Genomic DNA, 19,030 nt, shown 5'->3' on the forward strand with positions numbered 1-19,030 from the left:
GTGTCATTATGGTAAAAGAAAGAGAAGTTAAATTAAAGAATAAAACCGGGGATACGCTTTTTCTGTTACTCAGAGAATACCGGAAAGGGGATGAGGAGGGAATGATTGCCTGTATCCGGGAAGAATATGGAGAAACTTATTTCAAAACAGACTTATATGATCCGGAGTACATAAAAAATGAGTCTGACAATCATCATATCACATTTCTGGCTGCACAAACGGAAGATAAGGAAATCGCAGGAATGATGATCTTAAAACAGTTTTATCCGGAAGAGTCCATGTGTGAGATTGCTTCCCAGATATTTCGTAAAAAGTACCGCGGTTATGGGCTTGCGCTGCCTTTCTTTCAGTATGGGCTGGAACTGTTAAAATCACGGAATTATTCAGCGGCCTACTGTCTTCCGGTAACATTTCACGACATTACACAGGTGCTCCTGTACCGGACGGGGCTCCGCGCAGCTGGCTTCATACTAAATGTCTTTGATCTGGATAAAATAACCCATTCCTATGACAATGGAAGGAACACCAAGCATTCACAGGCAATTCAGATCATGGCACTGGATAAACAGGATGCAGGAACGCTTTACCTGCCTGTTGAACATCAGAAATTTGCAGGAACGGTCTATGAGAGCCTTGGAGTGAATTACAGCGTTCATGGCGGGAAAATGATTTCTGAATGGGGGGAGTCTGGCATGCCGGATTATAGTGACATGACTTTTTCCAATGATGCGGTCCAAAGTAATCTTGAAATAAGAGTACTTGGAGTTGGCAGAGATTTTGAAAAGCGTCTTTTAAATCTGCACAGGCAGTTTCCTTTGTGCAGGAAACAGACCGCCAGCCTGCTTTTAAACTGTAACGACTGCCATGCTGTGAAAGCATATGAAATATCAAAAAAACTGGGATATTTTTTTACAGGACTTAAGCCTTTATGCAGTGAAAAGGAGTATATGGTTCTCCATAATCCAGGAGCAGTGAAGATCTATTTTGATGATTACATTGTCAGCAGCGAATTTGCGTCTTTGCTTTTGTATGTCAAATACTGCTATGAGCGGTCACAGAATATGTTTTTTGGTCTGGGAAAGGATGGATGAAACAGGAGATCAAATGAAAAAGAAAAAAAAGATTGGCAAAACCATAACCGGATTTTTACTTTTGGCAGTATTTCTTACTATGTTTCTCCACGGTTTAGTCAGTGTCTGGAGCCTGTTTTCCATGAAAAGGATTTCCATGGATACCAACCGGGAATTAGGAAAAAAGGCTGCTGAGGATGCGCAGGATGCCCTGGAGAAAATAGCAGGAGAGCAGCTGCAGAATATTGCAAAAGAAAAAGCGGCTTATATCGGGAAATCCTTTACGGAAGTGACTGCCTATGTACATGGAATTGCTTCCATGGCAGAAGAAATTTACGAAAACCCTCAGAATTATCCGGACAGAATTGTTCTGCCGCCCCAGCCGGGGTGCAGGGAATTATCCGCTCAGCTGCTGAAGTCATGGAAACAGAAGGAGGAGGCCTGGCAGAATCAGGAACTGTTAAAGATTGGCAATATTCAGGATTTATTGATTCAGTATAATGCAAACAATGAGATGGTGTCATCTGTTTACGTCGCAACTGGGTCGGGCTGGCTGATTCAGGCGGATTCCATTGCCTATAGTAAATTCAACAGTCAGGAAAAGGAACCAGTCTTTTATGAGGCGGAAAACAGACAGTGGTATCAGAGGGCACGAAGAGCGAAGCAGGGAGAAATTGTATATTCCGATGTTATTGCAGATGTGCATGGAGGGGGAGATTGTATTGTATGTGCACAACCCGTTTATCATAAGGGAAAAGTGGTGGCTGTAGCCGGAGCAGGCTCCTATCTGGACATTGTGTATCATGGAGTTTTAAAGACAGCGGTGGGAGAAAACGGTTATGCTTTTCTGGTGAATAAAAATGGACAGATTATGGTTTCTCCCCAGAAGGAAGGGGAAACTGCTGCGAAAAGCTATCTGAATTTACTGGAAAGCAAAAACAAACCACTGTCTGATATTTACCGGAAAATGACAGCAGGACAAGCTGGAATCGAAAGGCTGACAATTGATGGGAAAGATGTTTATCTTGCATATGCCCCATTAAAAGAACTGGGCTGGAGCTTTGCAACGGTTATAGATGTAGCAGAAGTGATTGCACCGGCACAGGAGAGCCATCGAATGATTTTAACGCTGACGGATGCAGTGGGCGATAATCAGGATGCGGCAATAGGAAGAATGCTGGTATCCTTTTTATTAATTACGCTTTGCGCTGCAGTGATCATCAGCGTTTTAGGAGCGGTATTTGCAGGCAGGATAACTGATCCGATCCGAAGGCTCACTGATGAGGTAAAGACCATTGGAAAAGGAGATTTAGAACACCAGATACAGATAACAACGGGAGATGAGATCGAGGATCTGGGGGAAGCCTTTAATTCCATGACATCACAGATTAAAAATTATATCTCAAATCTTTCAGAGATTACCGCAGAGAAGGAGAGAATCAGGACAGAGCTTACGGTCGCCGCCAGACTGCAGGCAGATATGCTCCCATTGTCACAGGATGCGTTCCCCGGAAGGGCGGAATTTGAACTATGGGCTCAGATGACACCGGCAAGAGAGGTGGGCGGAGATTTTTACGATTTTTTTCTGACAGATGAAGATCATCTTGTTTTTATGGTGGCTGATGTATCTGGCAAAGGAGTACCGGCGGCATTGTTCATGGTGGTAGCAAAAACATTGATACGAAGCCGCATGAAGGTTGAACCGGATCCTGCTAAGGTATTTACAGATACCAATAAAAGTCTTTATGAGAATAACAGAGACGGTATGTTTGTAACAGCATGGCTGGGAATTCTTACTTTGTCAACCGGAGATCTGGCGTATGTCAATGCAGGGCACAACCCACCGTTAATAAAGACGGGGGGCAGGGGAGAATTTTCCTGGTTAGACCAGCGGACCGGTTTCGTTCTTGCAGGCATGGAAGGATTGACATATGACCAGGCAAAGCTAAAGTTAATGCCTGGGGATCAGGTCTTTTTGTATACAGACGGAGTGACTGAGGCTCATGACACCGGGAATGAATTATATGGAGAAATACGGCTGAAAAGCAGGTTGGAGAAATCGAGTGAATTTCCTCCCGGAGATCAGATTTCGGCAGTATGGGAGGATATACAGGCATTTAAAGGGAAAGCAGAGCAGTTTGATGATATTACAATGCTTGCTCTTTGTTACAAAGGAGACGGTTATCAGAAAAATCACGGATTAGCAGATCTCTCACGTATGGCGGAAATAGAGGATTTTGTAGAGCGTATTCTGAAAGAACAAGCGGTCCGGCAGGTATCTTTTATTAAAATTATGATAGCTGTAGATGAAATTTTTTCTAATATTTGCCGTTATAGTAAAGCAAAGGAGGTAACCATTGCCTGCAAGGCTGCAGATGGAAAGATAAAACTTTTTTTTGAAGACGATGGAATCCCATTTAACCCTTTGGAAAAACCGGATCCTGATGTAACAGATGAATTGGAAGGGAGAAAAGCGGGCGGATACGGAATCTATATTGTGAAAAAAAGTATGGATTCCCTTAAGTACGAGTTTATAGCTGGGAAAAACCGTTTGCTTTTGATGAAGACATAAGGTCATAAAAAGGGGTTTCATTCACTTGGGGAGAAAAGATGATTGAAGTGAAAAAGAATTTAGAAAGGCTGGCAAGGCATGTTGTTCAATCCCTTTATATGGGTGATATAGAACATGTATCAAAGTATTCCAGTGCGAATATGAGATGGATTACGGCGGATTATGAAAGAGTGAGTTTGTCATTGAAACAGGATTTTGATGAGTATATCAGATTTTTAGGGAAACAAAAGGTTTCTATTGTACATGTGGAATATTACACCATTTTAATCACACAGCAGTTTTCTCTGGTAATTGGCAGCTACTATGCAGTGGGGAAAGACAGAATTCTGCATAATATCACTCTTTTATTTGTGATGGAAGACAGCGGTATCAAAATTAAATATCTGCATCTTTCAGAGTGGTTACCTGAAAATTACTGTCACTGGATTAAAGGATTAGATGAAAGGTTATATCATGTAAGAGAGAAGGACTTAATCTATCTGGAATCTCATCACAATCATGTGTACTGGCATTGCAGGGATGGGGTGATTGAGTCGGTAGGGTCATTAAAAAATGCAGAAACTATCCTGTCCCATAGTTTTATCCGCATTCATAAAGGCTTTATTGTACATAAAGATCATGTGATCCGGATAGGAAGGTGTTATGTGGAGATGGATAATGGAGATTCCATGCTGATACCGGAGAAAAAATTTATAGAGATCAGAAATCAGCTGGTAGCACAATAAAAGGAGGTTATTTTATGAATATGAAACAATGTTATCTGGACAGGCATCCCTGCTTTCAGGCAGGCAAAAGAATAAAGGTGAAAGGATTGATGCTGCATAGCGTCGGGTGTCCGCAGCCATCAGCCGGCAGCTTTGTTGCGCAATGGAATAGTCCGTCTGCTGCAAGGGCCTGTGTACATGGATTTATTGACGGTAATACAGGAGATGTATTTCAGACACTGCCCTGGGATTACAGAGCATGGCACTGCGGAGGTGAGGCAAATAATACGCATATCGGTGTTGAAATGTGCGAACCATCCTGCCTTCGATATACCGGCGGAGCTGCTTTTATCTGTTCCGATCCCGACGCTGCCAGGGAAGTAGTGAACAGAACTTATCATGCAGCCGTAGAATTATTCGCCTTTCTTTGTAAGCAGTATAAGCTGAATCCGTTACAGGAGGGGATTATAATCAGTCATAAGGAAGGGCATGACAGGGGCCTGGCCTCCGGTCACGGTGACCCGGAACATATCTGGAATCAGCTTAATACAGGGTATACGATGGATACGTTTCGGGCAGAAGTAGAACATGTAATGAAGGAAGCAACCGAACAGCCGGCAGCCGATACGGGAACTGGCCTTGCAGAAATACGGCCAGGTGATCATGTAAAGATTATGAGTGAAGCAGTATACTATAATGACAAGGCAATGCCGGACTGGGTAAAAACAGATACCTGGATTGTGTCATCAGTAAAAAATGACAGAGTTGTGATAGACAAAAATGACAGCGGAAGTAAATCAATCTGCAGTCCGGTAAATGTGAAATACTTAATAAAGCAGGAATCAGAAAAGGAAGAAAATCACAGGGAAGCGGCGCTTCCGGCACCGTCAGTTAATAAATCCTTCTGTATATCTGCCGCTGGAATTCAGCTGATTGCCAAATATGAGGGCTGCCGTCTGGAGGCATACAAATGTCCGGCTGGAGTCTGGACGATTGGATATGGACATACAGAAGGTGTACAGTCCGGGCAGAGAATCACACAGCAGCTGGCAATCGGGATGCTGCAGGCTGATGCTGAAAAATATGCTGATTATGTCAATTCTTATAAGAAGAATGGGATTATTTCCTTTTCATTGAACCAGAATCAATTTGACGCTTTGGCCTCATTTACCTATAACTGCGGTCCGGGCAATCTTAAGAGTCTCGTCTCCGGAAGGAGTGCCATGGAGGTTGCGGACAAATTTCCTGCTTATAATAAGGGCGGTGGAAAGGTCCTTGAGGGGCTTACCAGACGTAGAAATGAAGAAAGAGAATTGTTTTTAAAGTGAAAGCCTGAACCATAATAGATAAAGTAAACTATTTTGCTCCCCATTCCGTATTGAAACATCAGATCACATAAGGTATAACTATTACTGAGACCAGATAAAAAAACCAGCCGTAATATTTGGAGGTCAGATTATGAACAGCAGGATTTTACTTTTGGAAGACGATATCAGTTTGGTAGATGGGTTAAAATATACATTAAAACGGAATGGATTTGAAGTGGACATTGTACGCACAATCAAAGAGGCAATGGACCGGATTCCCCAAATCAGCCGGTATGATCTAATGATTCTGGATGTGACATTACCTGATGGAACAGGATTTGATGTTTGTGAAAATGTGAGGAAACAAGGCAGTCAGGTACCGATTCTTTTTTTGACCGCCTCAGATGAAGAGGTGAATGTCATCAGAGGATTAGACAGCGGTGGCGATGATTATGTGACAAAGCCCTTCAGACTGGGCGAATTGTGTTCCAGAATCAGTGCACTGCTTCGTAGGAGCGGATTAACCAATCATAATAAGGAAAATGTATTGGAGCGCGGCGATATCTGGATTGATCTTCTGGGAAGCCGTGTGATTTTGAGTGGAAAAACGCTGGATTTAACAGGCGCAGAATACCGTCTGCTTTGCCTGTTGGTAAGGAATGCCGGAAGAGTAATAACACGCAGTATGATTTTTAATGAATTGTGGGACAGTACAGGCGATTTTGTAGACGATAATACGCTATCGGTTTATGTGAGGCGGCTTCGGGAAAAGATTGAGCCAGACCCATCTCACCCGGAGCATCTGATCACAGTCCGCGGGTTTGGTTATCAATGGAATGAGGTATCTGCATGAATATATTTCGTGATAAACAGGTAAAAGGGTTTGGTATCTTTCTTATTTTCTTCGTTTTTCTGTTTTTTTTGTCCGGTATAGGATTGGCTGATATACAGAGCAAAATTGGAATGAATTTATTCTTATCTCATAATAATGCGGTTGTGACTTCCCTATTAGAGCAGGGAGTCTCAGACGATGTGATAGCAAAAGCAATTACGAACACGGCAGTAAGTGCAAAGGGAACGGATTTCCTTTCTAAGATTGGTGTAACAGAACATACTGCTATCAGGTTTCTGCCTTTTGTTTCTGAATTTCAGCGTTTTTCTGGCTTTTCCATGCTCCTGCTATGGGGGCTGATGTCTATCATACTCCTATACGGTGTATACCGATTTCTATGGATAAGGGAACAGCTTTATCTTCAGGCGGCAGACGTGATTGACCACTTTATTGAAGGGGACTTTTCCTGCCATATGCCGCAGATGCATGAGGGAACCATCTATCGTCTGTTCGCCTTGACAGAACAGCTTTCCATGATTTTGCAGTCTAAAAATGAATCAGGACATAAAACAAAAGAGTTTTTGAAAAATACAATCTCTGATATTTCCCATCAGCTGAAGACACCCCTTGCAGCGCTCACCATGTATTATGAAATCATTTCCGATGAACCGGACAACCTGGAAACAGTGAAAGAATATTCCAATAAGGCTGGTATGTCACTGAAACGAATGGAACAGCTGATTCAATCCATGTTAAAAATCACCCGTCTGGATGCGGGCAGTATTATTTTTATAAAGAACCGATGCAGAATATCGGAATTGGTTTCACTGGCTGCCAGTGAATTAACTACACGGGCAGCCAGTGAGGGGAAAGAGATTATTGTTGACAAATCTTCAGAAGAGACGATCATTTGTGACAGGCAATGGACAAGCGAGGCATTGGGAAATATCGTTAAAAATGCATTGGATCATACTGGCATTGGAGGCAGAATCCGCATTTCATGGAAAAGAAATCCTGCAATGATCCGTATTTTCATATCTGATAATGGGGATGGAATTGCCGCGGAGGATTTACCACATATTTTCAAGCGCTTTTACCGGAGTAAAAAATCGTTGGATACCCAGGGGGCAGGCCTTGGGCTTTCACTTGCAAAATCCATTGTCGAAGGGCAGGACGGCATGATTTCCGTTCAGAGCGATCAGCAGGAAGGAACTATTTTTACTGTTTCCTTTCTTACGGATATGTAAGCTGTAATTCACCGGATTGTAAGGTGTATCTGCTATCCTTTTCTGGAAAGGTGGTATTGAAATGGAGATATTAAACGTACAGCATTTATCAAAAATTTATGGGAAAGGTGAAAATCAGGTGAATGCCTTAAAGGATGTTTCTTTTACCCTGGAGCAGGGAGAATTTGCAGCTGTGGTGGGAGAATCCGGATCAGGAAAAAGCACGCTGTTAAATTGCATCGGAGCTCTGGATGCCCCTGCTTCCGGACATATCTGCATAGCGGGTAAAGATCTGTTTTCCATGAAGGAAGAGCAGCGCACGATTTTCAGAAGGCGTAATATAGGCTTTGTTTTTCAATCGTTTCAGTTAATCGCAGAATTGAGTGTTGAAGAAAATATCATGTTTCCAATACTTTTAGATTACCGCAAGCCAGATCAGGCGGCTGTAGATGAAATATTAGAGGTCCTTGGCCTGAAGGACCGCCGTCATCACCTGCCGAATCAATTATCCGGCGGACAGCAGCAGAGGGCAGCAATTGGCAGGGCGCTGATTACAAGACCAAAACTGATCCTTGCTGATGAACCGACCGGAAATTTAGACAGCAAAAACAGTCAGGATGTGGTGGATCTTCTGGTCAGGGCCTCCCGTCACTATCAACAGACGATACTGATGATTACCCATAACAACAATCTGACTGTCTCTGCGGACCGTGTGCTGCGTGTGTCGGATGGTGTACTTACGGACTGGGGAGGAAATGAGAATGAAAAGTTATCTTGATCTTGTTTCAGTCTCCGCCAAAGTCCATAAAAGACAAAACAGAATGTCAGTGTTTTGCATTGTTCTGGCTGTATTTCTGGTTGCGGTTATTTTTGGCATGGCCGATATGGCTATACGCAGTCAGATTATGCAGGTATACATGGAAGAGGGAAGCTGGCATGCAGCATTTAAAGGGTTAAGTGACGAAGAAGCAAAGATGATCTCTGCGCGTCCGGAAGTAACGGCATCCTCCTGGTATGGAGTTCTTAACTATAACGGGGATCAGGGATATACGCTAGAGGGTAAGAATGTTATTCTTTGCGGAAGTGAAGAAAGCTGGATTACAAAAATGCACACGGGAATTATTGCAGAAGGCACGTTTCCGCAGAAAGACAATGAGGTTATGATAACTAAAAATGCTAAAACCATGCTGGGGCTGGCTGTAGGAGATCCGGTTACAGTGGACGGGCCTGCTGGAGCAAGACTGCAATTTACTATTTCCGGTTTTTCGGAAGGGTCCGGCAAAACAATGGAGGAGGATTCCTACGGCATTTTTTTGACGACCAGTGAATTTCGTTCTTTATACTCTCCGGTTATAGATGGGGAACCTGCTGATTATAACAGCCTTTATTATGTTCAGTTTTCCAGACGCTGCGATATAAAAAAAGTGATCAGTGATATAAAAACCCAGTTTGGATTATCGGATCAGCAGTCATCTGAAAATACAAAACTCTTAGGCTTACTGGGGCAAAGCGGTAATTCTTTTATGATTCAGATTTATGGTTCGGCTGCTGTCTTATTTTTACTGGTTTTGCTTGCAGGCATTATGATGATCGCAAGCAGCCTAAACAGTAATGTTGCCCAGCGTACACAGTTTTTCGGCATGATACGCTGCATCGGTGCAACCCCAAAACAGGTGATGAGGATTGTTCAAAGGGAAGCGTTTGGCTGGTGCAGTATTGCCATTCCACTGGGGATTTTCATGGGAATCGTTGTAATCTGGATCTTATGTGCAATGCTTCGTTATCTCAGTCCCAAATACTTTGGAGGAATGGCTGTTTTTGGAATAAGCCTGCCAGCCATTTTATCTGGTATCTGTGTTGGAATAATGACTGTATTTTTTGCTGCCCGCTCCCCAGCAAAAAGAGCTGCTGCAGTCTCGCCGCTTGCGGCTGTCTCAGGAACCAGAAATGATGTGTCTTCAGTTCATAAAGTTATCAGAACCCCGTTTAAAATAGAAACAACCCTTGGTATTCATCACGCAGTATTAAGTAAAAAGAATTTTATATTAATGACTGGGTCGTTTTCGCTGAGTATTATTTTATTTCTTTCATTTTCCGTTACTGTCGATTTTATGCATCACTCGCTCAGACCATTAAAGCCGTGGACACCGGATATATCCATTGTAAGTCCGGATAATAGCTGCTCGATCAACGGTGCCCTGATAGACGAAGTCCGCAGGAATCCGGCGGTTAAGCGGGCATATGGCCGTATGTTCGCTTACGATGTCTCTGCCTTAATAAACGGGGAGGTCAGGAAAGTTGATTTGATTTCTTATGAGGAGAATCAATTTAATTGGGCGAAGAATTTTTTGTTGAAAGGCTCCGTTGATGAGGTTCAACAGGGAGAAAATAGCGGTTTGATCGTATTTGACCGGCAGGATTCTGTGAAGGTGGGAGATACAGTCACACTGCAGACAGGAGATCAGTCCGCAACGATCAACATTACAGGTTTACTATCTTCGGTCCCGTTTAACATTGCACCTGGAGTGGGGACTATTATTTGTTCTGAGAAAACATTCCGGCAGCTGACCGGGCAGACGGATTATACGATTATTGATCTGCAGCTGTCTAAAAATGTTACCGACTCCGATGTTGACAAAATCCACCGCCTGGCTGGAACAGGGGTCACATTCTCTGATAAACGGTCCGGCAACCGAAGCGTTATCGGTTCTTTTTACTCCTTTGGGCTATTTATTTATGGATTTATGACCGTGATTGCGTTGATTACTATTTTTAATATTGTAAATAGTACTGCCATGAGTGTTTCAGCCCGTATGAAACAGTATGGTGTTTTCCGAGCCATTGGACTAACTAACCGGCAGTTAATAAAAATGATTACTGCCGAGGCTTTCACCTATGCAGTCTCCGGGAGTATTTTGGGAGTTGTTATTGGGTTATTGCTAAATCGGTATTTGTATGCAAGCATGGTAACCTTTCATTGGGGTGAACAATGGAAGCTCCCATTTGCAGAAATGACCGTTATAATTGCAATTGTTATTTTATCTGTTATTTTAGCTGTGCAGGGTCCGGCAAAGCGGATTCGCAATATGTCTGTTGTAGACACCATCAGCAATTTATAGGTGGATGCATATAGTTATAAAACCGGAACGTTGCCTATAAAAGCAATATTCCGGTTTTTCATCCCATAAAAAAGCGGTAATTGTTGAACACTGATTTTTATATTTAGATTATAAAAAAATAATTTACTAGTTTCTAAAATGATACTTGAGCTTAGATAAAATATGTTGTATAATATATACAAAAATAGAAAGTGAGATTAAAAATAAGTGTATGAAAAGACCAAATGCATCAGATCTGGAGTTTAATACCCCGTTTATACGTCAGCGTGCCGATCCATATATATTCCGGCATGACAACGGGACTTATTATTTCACAGCTTCAGTACCGGAGTATGACAGAATCATTTTACGCAGTGCAGATACGATTAAGGGTTTACAGACTGCATACGAGCATGTGATATGGCACAAACATGAAAGTGGTGAACAGGGGAGCCATATATGGGCGCCGGAAATTCATTACTTAAATGGCTGCTGGTACATCTATTATGCTGCAGGAGAACAGGAAAACATTTGGGAGATCCGGCCTTATGTTCTGCAGTGTACAGGTCAGAATCCCATAGCAGATCCGTGGAGAGAGCTGGGCAGAATGAAGGGATCAGACGAGGATCTCTTTACATTTCAGGACTTTTCACTGGATGCGACTGTTTTCCAGCATAAGAAGGAATACTATATGGTCTGGGCAGAGAAAACCGGCACTGGAAAAAAGATATCCCATTTGTATCTTTCTAAGATGAAGACACCCTGGAAACTATCAGGAGAACATATTCTTTTGTCCACTCCGGATTATGACTGGGAGCGGAGAAGTTTCTGGGTAAATGAGGGACCGGCCGTTTTAAAGCACGGCAGGCGGATTTATCTGACCTACTCTGCCAGTGATACGGGAAGTAATTACTGCATTGGAATGTTAACCATTGATGAGGCTGAGGACGTAATGGACCCACACGCATGGAAGAAATACCGGAAGCCTGTATTAGCAACGGATGAAACAAAGCACATCTTCGGACCTGGTCATAATTCTTTTGTAAAAGGAGAAGATAAGGCCACTGATTATTGTATTTATCACGGGAGAGAATATGGTGAAATAGACGGAAATGCTCTCTATGATCCAAACCGGCACACAATGATCATGAAAGTGAGGTGGAATGAAGAGGGGGAACCGGTGTTTTCTTTTGGTGTGTAATTTTTTGTCTGAATGTTTAGAAAAAACTAAATTAATTCAATATAATGTAAAGGAGAAACAATATGAAGCGTAAATTATCAATTTTTCTGGCTGGTGCCGTAACAGCGGCAATGGTTTTATCTGGATGCAGTTCCGCATCAGGAACAGATCCAAAAGCTGATGCAAAGGAATCTGCTGCAGATGACAAAAAAGAAGTAGTAAATACAGTGGGTCCGGACTCCGGCACACACATGAATATGTGGTCGTTTGTTGAGCTGCATAATACATTTTATGCGGATATGCTGGAAAGATGGAATAAAGAGAATCCGGACCGCCAGATTCAGATTACCTTCACAACTTATCCATTTGCCGATATGCATAATAAACTGATTATGGCATTACAGACGGGGCAGGGTGCACCGGATCTCTGTGATGTGGAGATCGGTCAGTTTCCTAACTTCCTTCAGGGAGATATACAGCTTTATCCGTTGAACGATGCAATGAAGCCATATGAGGGTGATCTGGTACAGTCCAGATTAGATGTTTATTCAAAAGATGGGAACTATTATGGAGCACCGACCCATGTAGGTGCTACAGTCATGTATTACAATACGGAAATACTGGATCAGTATGGGATTGATTATACAAAAATAAAGACATGGGATGACTACACGGAAGCAGGAAGAAAAATAAACGAGGCCTCAGATGGAAAAGTAAAGATGACCAGTGTGGATACAGCAGGGATTGACTGGCTGTCTATTGCAATGTCTGAGTATGGAGAAGACTGGGCAGCCGGTAAGGATGGTACCCAAAACGTAGAACTGGAATCCGTGAAAAATATGCTTACCATGCAGCAGACCTGGCTGACTGACGGAATTGCCATGATCTCACCGGCCGGGCATATTGATTTAGAAGAAGGATACCAGAATATACTGGACGGAAATATTGCTTCCTTCCCGAAAGCATTATGGTATATGAGCCGCTTTTTAAACTATATGCCAGAAATGAAAGGAAAGATTGCTATGGCGCCATTGCCGGTATTTAAAGAGGGTCAGAACCGCTCCGTGGGTATTGGAGGAACTGGAACCGTAGTAACAAAACAATCTTCGGATCCGGAACTGGCAGCAGATTTTATTACATATGCAAAATGTTCTTCAGAAGGAAGCGGTCAGATCTGGGAGCAGCTTGGTTTTGATGTTTGTAATACCAAACTATGGACGGATGATAAGGTGACGAAGAATTCCTCAAATAAATATATCAGCTTTTTTAAGACAAATCCTTTTGACGTTTTAAATGAGATTAAATCAGAAATTAATACTCTGAGCATTACAAAGATGACTCCATCCATTAATGATTATTTCTGTACCACTACCTTAAACGAGGTTCTGGAGGATGGTAAAGATGTGGATGAGGCTTTAAAAGAAGCCCAGGATTATCTGGAACTGGAAGAGTAGTTTGTTATACAGTGGAGGGGAAATGAATGAAAATTAAACGGATTTTCTATTCGCAGAAAGCAGCTCCTTTTATATTTGTGCTTCCTTTTATATTGAGTTTTACAATATTCTGGATTTATCCTCTGTTCAGTACGGTTAAAATGAGTTTTCAAAATATTCTTCCGGGACAGATTGAATGGATCGGGTTTGCAAATTATGGGAAGCTGCTAAGAGACACTACGTTTCATACAGCTGTTAAAAACAGCCTTACATATATGTTTTTTTCTATTGTATTACTGATTCCTTTTCCAATGATGTATGCTGTTTTAATGGATAGCAATCTGGTCAGAGCAAAAGGATTCTGGAAAGGGGCTTTGTATTTGCCTGCCCTTACATCAGTCGTAATTTCTGGTACATTATTCCGTCTGATGTTTTCGGAACTTCCAACGGGCCAGATGAATGTTTTTCTTAGCTATCTTGGGAAGGCACCGATTCCCTGGCTGAAAGAAAAAAATTCTGCAATGTTTGCATTATTAATCCTTTGCTGCTGGAGGTGGACCGGCGTGAATATGCTGTATTTCTTATCCGGTCTCAAAAGTATTGATACCACCCTGTATGAGTCTGCATCCATAGACGGGGCAACTGCATGGAACAAATTCCGTTATATTACCATTCCTCTGTTAAGACCAACCACAATCTATGTACTGACCATAAGCGTCTATGCAGGACTGTCCATGTTTTTGGAAAGCTTTATGCTTTGGGCAGGAAATGCTTCGCCGAAAAACATTGGTCTTACCATTGTCGGATACCTTTATAAAAGAGGAATTGAAAAGAATCAGATGGGATATGCCTCGGCTGTAGGTCTGACTCTCCTTGCGATGGCTCTTATTATTAATGTGGTCCAGCTGATTCTGAACGGGACTTTTAAAGAGGAGGAAAAATAATTATGAATATTAATAAGAATAAACTCCTTTCCATATTGTCATCGGCAGCCTTTGCATTTCTGAGCTTTCTGGTATTGTTTCCGGTCTTGGCAGGGGCTTTGGCTTCTTTTCGGCCCGGCAGAGAATTAATACGGCGCGGACTCAGCATTAATCTGGATATTTCCACATTGTCATTTAGCAACTATAACTATCTTTTTTCCTGGAACGCGGATTCAAAAAAGTATTTCATGTGGTTTAAAAACAGCATGGTACTGACTCTGCTTACGGTAGTGCTAACGTTAATTATCTGCTATTTTGTGGCATATGGTCTGTCCATGTATGATTACAGGCTGAAAAATGTACTGTTCTTTCTGGTGATTGCAACCATGATGGTTCCGTTTGAAATCCTGATGCTGCCTCTGTATCAGGAGATGATAGATTTGAAGCTGATTGATACGACTGCAGGAGTCATTCTTCCTGGTTTATGCAGTGCCTCTACCATCTTTTTCTTCCGTCAGTACATGATTTCCCTGCCAAAGGAATTGCTGGATGCAGGACGGATCGATGGAGCCACTGAGTTTGGAATCTGTGTGAAGATCATGCTGCCATTAACCAAGCCGGCATTTGCAGCCATGGGGATTTTATGTGCTATGGGGTCATGGAATAACATGCTCTGGCCCATGATGGTATTCCGGGATTCGGGAAGATTTACGCTGCCCATCGGTCTGAATACTCTGCTGACGCCTTATGGTAATAACTATGATTTATTGATTGCTGGGTCCATGTTTGCAATTCTTCCGGTATTGGTAGTATTTTTATGCTTTCAGAATTATTTTATTGAAGGTATGACAGCCGGTGCAGTGAAGGGGTGATTGAATGAGAAGTGAAAAGAAACAGATAAAAACAGTTAAGTTTGGTGCTGCAGTATTGGTTATGATCCTGTTTATATCAGGCATTATTGCTATTGCAGCAGGGGGAGCCAATGTGCCACCGAGACGGGTATCTGTGCACGACCCGTCCATAATCAGGGCCAAAAACGGAGAATATTATATTTTTGGTTCTCATCTGGCAGGCGCTAAATCAAAGGATCTGGTGGATTGGGAATCTCTTGGCACAGATTATGAGAATGTTACGGATAACTGGCTTTTTGGAAATGTAAAAGAGAATCTGGCAGAATCATTTCGCTGGGCAGGTTATGATGACGGAGACTGTGCAGGTGGGAAATATGCCGTATGGGCGCCGGATGTGATCTGGAATCCCTATTATATTAACAGTGACGGAACAAAAGGGGCATATATGATTTATTACAGTGCCTCTTCCACATGGCGCCGCTCCTGCATTGGTTATGCAGTGTCACAAGATATAGAGGGGCCTTATACCTATGTGGGCACAGTAGTCTATTCCGGTTTTACGAAAAATGGAAAGCCGGATGGAAATAGTCAAAGAAATACCCGTTGGGATACTGATGCCATTCATATTAAAAAACTGATTGATACCGGAAGGTTGAAAAATGGTATAAGCCAGAAGTGGTTTACCGGGGAAGAGTGGAATCATAACTATTGTCCCAACGCCATAGATCCCACACTTTTTTTTGATGCAGAAGGTCAAAAGCTCTATATGGTTTATGGTTCCTGGTCCGGAGGAATCTATCTGCTGGAAATGGACCGGGAGACAGGAGATGCAAAGTATCCCGGAGCGGATTCTGTTGATAAAATAAGCAGAAATTACGTGGACCGGTATTTTGGTATTCACCTGGCAGGCGGAAACCATCAGTCAGGAGAAGGACCGTATATTGTCTATGATGATGAAGCCGGATATTATTATTTATATGAGACATATGGAGCATTGACTGCCAATGGAGGCTATAACATGCGCATGTTCCGGTCAAAAGAGGTCACCGGGCCTTATCTGGATGCAGCAGGAAATCATGCAGCGGACAGTTATAGGAATAATGATCAGTATGGCGTTAAGCTGATGGGTAATTATAAGCTTTCCGGCACCAATACAGGGTATAAAGCAGCCGGACATAACTCGGCGTTTATTGATAAAGGCGGGCAGCATTATCTGATTTACCACCAGAGGTTTGATCAGGGTACGGAATATCACGAAGTACGGGTTCACCAGCAATTTCTCAATCAAATGGGATGGCCGGTGACAGCTGTATATGAGAACCGAAATGAAAAGGCTGGCCATTATCCGGACAGCGATATTACAGGTACCTATGAATTTATTAATCATGGTATGGATACTTCCCCCGGAATGATCAGTCCAAAATCAATTACTTTACTGGCGGATGGAAAAATTGGCGGTGACAGGGAAGGAACGTGGAAAAAAATAAAAGGTGACCGGTATGATTATATCACCATCAATATGGGGGACACAGAGTATCATGGCGTATTCTTTAAGCAGCATACCGAAAAAACAGCGGCAGAACAGGTGATGACGTTCACTGCGGTTGGAGATAACAACACGTGCATATGGGGGAGCAGAGAGAAATGAGCTGTACAGTATAATTAAAAAACAGTATTGTATGAAAACACGAATTCATGTATGATGATAGTTAGATGAAATAGAGGTTTTTCATAGTATACTGCGCATCTGCACGAAAGGATTTGTTATGCTGCATATTAAAAATGTTGAGGAAGGGCTGAAGATTTATATCGCTCTGGGATCGGAACTTAGAATTAAGATTATAAAGCTTTTAATTGAGCACACCGAGCTGAATATGAATGAACTGGCGTCCAGTTTAGGTGTGACTAATGGAGCATTGACCAGTCATATTAAGAAACTGGAGGACTGTGGCCTTATTTGTGTGATTTCAGAACACAATGGTCACGGGAACCAGAAAATATGCCGTGTGAATGTGGATAAACTATTGGTGGATATAGCTCCGAAACAAAGCGATGATGGAAAAAACACCTATACCACGGACATTAAAGTTGGTTATTTTTCCGATTATGAGGTTCTTCCCACATGCGGTCTGGCCAGCAGCCGGGCAATTATTGGAGAAGTAGATGATCCCCGTTATTTTGCCCATCCGGACAGGTATCAGGCTGACATTGTCTGGTTTACCAAAGGATACGTTGAATATGTAATTCCAAATTTGCTGCCTCCTCTTCAAAAAATCGACCAGATTACATTTTCTGTGGAAATCGGGAGTGAAGCACCTGGAATTAACAATGACTGGCCTTCCGATATTACCATCAGCATTAACAATGTGGAAATTGGAATGTGGACCAGTCCGGGGGATTTCGGTGATGTACCGGGGATTTTTACTCCGGACTGGTGGTTCCCCAATTGGAATCAGTATGGCCTTCTTAAGATGATTGTGGTCAATCAGTATGGGACCTTTATTGATGGTTTAAAGATTTCTTCCATTACCATTGATGATTTTAAACTGGACAAACGCAGCCCCATTAAATTAAAGTTCCAGGTAAAAGAAGATGCTGTAAATGCAGGCGGATTGACCATATTTGGAAGCACCTTTGGAAATTATAACCAGGATATTAAAGTCCGGGTTCACTATAGCCCAATAAAAGGGAAAAGTGAAGATTAATATAATAAACAGAAAAATACCAGGAAATGATCATTTTAAGTGAATCATTTCCCGGTATTTTTTATTTTGTATTCGCCATTTTATTTAATTCATTTGTTAAGGCTAAAACCTCTTCCACACTGGCTGTGGTTTCCTCGATTCCAGATGACTGCTGTTCGGTGTTTTTCATCGTGGAATTGGAAAACTCAAGTGTCTTCGTAATAGATTGCTGTATGTCTTCGGTCAGCTGCACGACTTTGGTTGCAGTATCTTTTGAATTCTGGGAAAGCTTTTGGATCTCGGTGGCAACCACTGCAAAGCCTTTTCCTGCTTCACCGGCCCGTGCTGCTTCAATGGAAGCGTTAAGACCCAGCAGCTTCGTCTGATCTGCGATACTCTTGATTGAATTAAGGATAGTGTTGATCTCTTCGGATATTTGTTTCACATTTAAGATCTCTTTGTTCAGATCATTCTGATTCTCAACGACTTGAATGGAGGATGCTGCCAGTTCTTCCATTGTTGCCTCGATAACGGAAAATTGATCGACCAGATCTTTACTCATGGATTTTAATTTGTATTTCTGATAACCGATCTGGGAAAGTGAGTTGGCAACAATAAAAAGTACTTCCGCAGCTGCCTGAATATTTTTTTCTGAAGTAATGTTCACTTCATGAAGCGCATTTATGTATTGATCTTCATTGACTCCGATTTCTCTTGCAACCCGTCGGAATTCATCGTCATTGGGCTTTTTGCTTAAAATCTGCCCGCCCAGAATTGTGCCGATCAGCTCGCCTTCCACGATGATGGGGGCTGCAAAATCGATGAGACCGGAATGGCATTTAAAGATATAGGGTCTTCCCAGTCTGACTGCTTCCTGACCGCCCTTTTTATGGGAGGCGGCACAACGGTCATCTCCAGCCTTCGTCGAATGAGTGTATTGTGCGCAAATTCTTGTGTAAGAGCTAGGATTAGTAACCGGATTTCCCTGCCGGTCTACTGCAACGCTTGCAAGATTCATACTGTCTGCAAAATTATCGAGGAATTTTTGCAGCAGACTTATTTCCATAACATCTGAAAGATTGATTTCTGAAAGTGTCTTATAAACATTGTCATTTTTATCCATCTTCATAATATGTCCTCCGTGAATGTT

15 protein-coding genes are annotated in these 19,030 nt (G+C 42.3%); 14 read left to right on the forward strand and 1 reads right to left on the reverse strand.

Translation table 11 applies throughout. From position 1 onward, the window contains the following. Positions 1–8: 8 nt before the first annotated feature. The 14 genes from RZO55_RS07515 (at position 9) to RZO55_RS07580 (ending at position 17,901) form a co-directional block, all read left to right on the forward strand. Positions 9–1,091, forward strand: a complete 1,083-nt coding sequence (locus RZO55_RS07515; protein ID WP_318063660.1) for a GNAT family N-acetyltransferase — start codon at positions 9–11, stop codon at positions 1,089–1,091. A 13-nt stretch (positions 1,092–1,104) separates the two neighbouring features. Further along, positions 1,105–3,642, forward strand: a complete 2,538-nt coding sequence (locus tag RZO55_RS07520; RefSeq protein WP_318063661.1) for a SpoIIE family protein phosphatase — start codon at positions 1,105–1,107, stop codon at positions 3,640–3,642. Positions 3,643–3,680: 38 nt separating this feature from the next. Next, a complete protein-coding gene (locus RZO55_RS07525; protein WP_318063662.1) occupies positions 3,681–4,367 on the forward strand; it encodes a LytTR family transcriptional regulator DNA-binding domain-containing protein in 687 nt (228 codons plus the stop codon). A 14-nt stretch (positions 4,368–4,381) separates the two neighbouring features. Further along, positions 4,382–5,674 carry a glycoside hydrolase family protein gene (locus RZO55_RS07530; protein WP_318063663.1) on the forward strand — a complete coding sequence of 431 codons (1,293 nt, stop codon included), beginning with the start codon at positions 4,382–4,384 and terminating at the stop codon, positions 5,672–5,674. Between the two features lie 130 nt (positions 5,675–5,804). After that, positions 5,805–6,506, forward strand: coding sequence for a response regulator transcription factor (locus RZO55_RS07535; protein WP_318063664.1), 702 nt, complete (start codon positions 5,805–5,807; stop codon positions 6,504–6,506). Next, the gene (locus RZO55_RS07540) at positions 6,503–7,732 is read left to right on the forward strand and encodes a sensor histidine kinase (protein ID WP_318063665.1); all 1,230 of its coding nucleotides are present in this window, start codon (positions 6,503–6,505) and stop codon (positions 7,730–7,732) included. The genes RZO55_RS07535 and RZO55_RS07540 overlap by 4 nt, the downstream gene beginning before the upstream one ends. A gap of 61 nt (positions 7,733–7,793) precedes the next feature. Then, complete coding sequence (locus tag RZO55_RS07545; protein WP_318063666.1) at positions 7,794–8,489, forward strand: ABC transporter ATP-binding protein; 696 nt, start codon at positions 7,794–7,796, stop codon at positions 8,487–8,489. Beyond that, the gene (locus tag RZO55_RS07550; RefSeq protein ID WP_318063667.1) at positions 8,473–10,830 is read left to right on the forward strand and encodes an ABC transporter permease; all 2,358 of its coding nucleotides are present in this window, start codon (positions 8,473–8,475) and stop codon (positions 10,828–10,830) included. Before RZO55_RS07545 ends, RZO55_RS07550 begins: the two co-directional genes overlap by 17 nt. A 211-nt stretch (positions 10,831–11,041) precedes the next feature. After that, positions 11,042–12,010: a glycoside hydrolase family 43 protein gene (locus tag RZO55_RS07555; protein ID WP_318063668.1), complete on the forward strand. Its 969-nt coding sequence runs from the start codon at positions 11,042–11,044 to the stop codon at positions 12,008–12,010. Positions 12,011–12,072: 62 nt separating this feature from the next. Further along, complete coding sequence (locus tag RZO55_RS07560) at positions 12,073–13,443, forward strand: ABC transporter substrate-binding protein (RefSeq protein WP_318063669.1); 1,371 nt, start codon at positions 12,073–12,075, stop codon at positions 13,441–13,443. Between the two features lie 26 nt (positions 13,444–13,469). Beyond that, complete coding sequence (locus RZO55_RS07565; RefSeq protein ID WP_318063670.1) at positions 13,470–14,366, forward strand: carbohydrate ABC transporter permease; 897 nt, start codon at positions 13,470–13,472, stop codon at positions 14,364–14,366. 2 nt (positions 14,367–14,368) lie between these two features. Next, positions 14,369–15,217, forward strand: coding sequence for a carbohydrate ABC transporter permease (locus tag RZO55_RS07570; RefSeq protein ID WP_318063671.1), 849 nt, complete (start codon positions 14,369–14,371; stop codon positions 15,215–15,217). A 4-nt stretch (positions 15,218–15,221) separates the two neighbouring features. After that, positions 15,222–16,844, forward strand: coding sequence for a glycoside hydrolase family 43 protein (locus RZO55_RS07575; RefSeq protein WP_318063672.1), 1,623 nt, complete (start codon positions 15,222–15,224; stop codon positions 16,842–16,844). A 118-nt stretch (positions 16,845–16,962) separates the two neighbouring features. Next, positions 16,963–17,901: an ArsR/SmtB family transcription factor gene (locus tag RZO55_RS07580; protein ID WP_318063673.1), complete on the forward strand. Its 939-nt coding sequence runs from the start codon at positions 16,963–16,965 to the stop codon at positions 17,899–17,901. Between the two features lie 61 nt (positions 17,902–17,962). Here the strand turns inward: RZO55_RS07580 and RZO55_RS07585 are convergent, their stop codons facing one another. Then, positions 17,963–19,009: a PocR ligand-binding domain-containing protein gene (locus RZO55_RS07585; protein ID WP_318063674.1), complete on the reverse strand. Its 1,047-nt coding sequence runs from the start codon at positions 19,007–19,009 to the stop codon at positions 17,963–17,965. Positions 19,010–19,030 lie beyond the last annotated feature (21 nt).

It is taken from the genome of Clostridium boliviensis, assembly GCF_033342255.1.
Taxonomy (GTDB): domain Bacteria; phylum Bacillota; class Clostridia; order Lachnospirales; family Lachnospiraceae; genus Lacrimispora; species Lacrimispora boliviensis.

What these genes read in the sequence shown, in the direction of transcription:
- RZO55_RS07570 (WP_318063671.1), top strand. Translation starts at nt 14,369, where the DNA reads ATGAATATTAATAAGAATAAACTCCTTTCCATATTGTCATCGGCAGCC.
- RZO55_RS07585 (WP_318063674.1), bottom strand. Translation starts at nt 19,009, where the DNA reads ATGAAGATGGATAAAAATGACAATGTTTATAAGACACTTTCAGAAATC.
- RZO55_RS07560 (WP_318063669.1), top strand. Translation starts at nt 12,073, where the DNA reads ATGAAGCGTAAATTATCAATTTTTCTGGCTGGTGCCGTAACAGCGGCA.
- RZO55_RS07540 (WP_318063665.1), top strand. Translation starts at nt 6,503, where the DNA reads ATGAATATATTTCGTGATAAACAGGTAAAAGGGTTTGGTATCTTTCTT.
- RZO55_RS07535 (WP_318063664.1), top strand. Translation starts at nt 5,805, where the DNA reads ATGAACAGCAGGATTTTACTTTTGGAAGACGATATCAGTTTGGTAGAT.
- RZO55_RS07555 (WP_318063668.1), top strand. Translation starts at nt 11,042, where the DNA reads ATGAAAAGACCAAATGCATCAGATCTGGAGTTTAATACCCCGTTTATA.
- RZO55_RS07580 (WP_318063673.1), top strand. Translation starts at nt 16,963, where the DNA reads ATGCTGCATATTAAAAATGTTGAGGAAGGGCTGAAGATTTATATCGCT.
- RZO55_RS07525 (WP_318063662.1), top strand. Translation starts at nt 3,681, where the DNA reads ATGATTGAAGTGAAAAAGAATTTAGAAAGGCTGGCAAGGCATGTTGTT.
- RZO55_RS07530 (WP_318063663.1), top strand. Translation starts at nt 4,382, where the DNA reads ATGAATATGAAACAATGTTATCTGGACAGGCATCCCTGCTTTCAGGCA.
- RZO55_RS07575 (WP_318063672.1), top strand. Translation starts at nt 15,222, where the DNA reads ATGAGAAGTGAAAAGAAACAGATAAAAACAGTTAAGTTTGGTGCTGCA.
- RZO55_RS07520 (WP_318063661.1), top strand. Translation starts at nt 1,105, where the DNA reads ATGAAAAAGAAAAAAAAGATTGGCAAAACCATAACCGGATTTTTACTT.
- RZO55_RS07565 (WP_318063670.1), top strand. Translation starts at nt 13,470, where the DNA reads ATGAAAATTAAACGGATTTTCTATTCGCAGAAAGCAGCTCCTTTTATA.
- RZO55_RS07545 (WP_318063666.1), top strand. Translation starts at nt 7,794, where the DNA reads ATGGAGATATTAAACGTACAGCATTTATCAAAAATTTATGGGAAAGGT.
- RZO55_RS07515 (WP_318063660.1), top strand. Translation starts at nt 9, where the DNA reads ATGGTAAAAGAAAGAGAAGTTAAATTAAAGAATAAAACCGGGGATACG.
- RZO55_RS07550 (WP_318063667.1), top strand. Translation starts at nt 8,473, where the DNA reads ATGAAAAGTTATCTTGATCTTGTTTCAGTCTCCGCCAAAGTCCATAAA.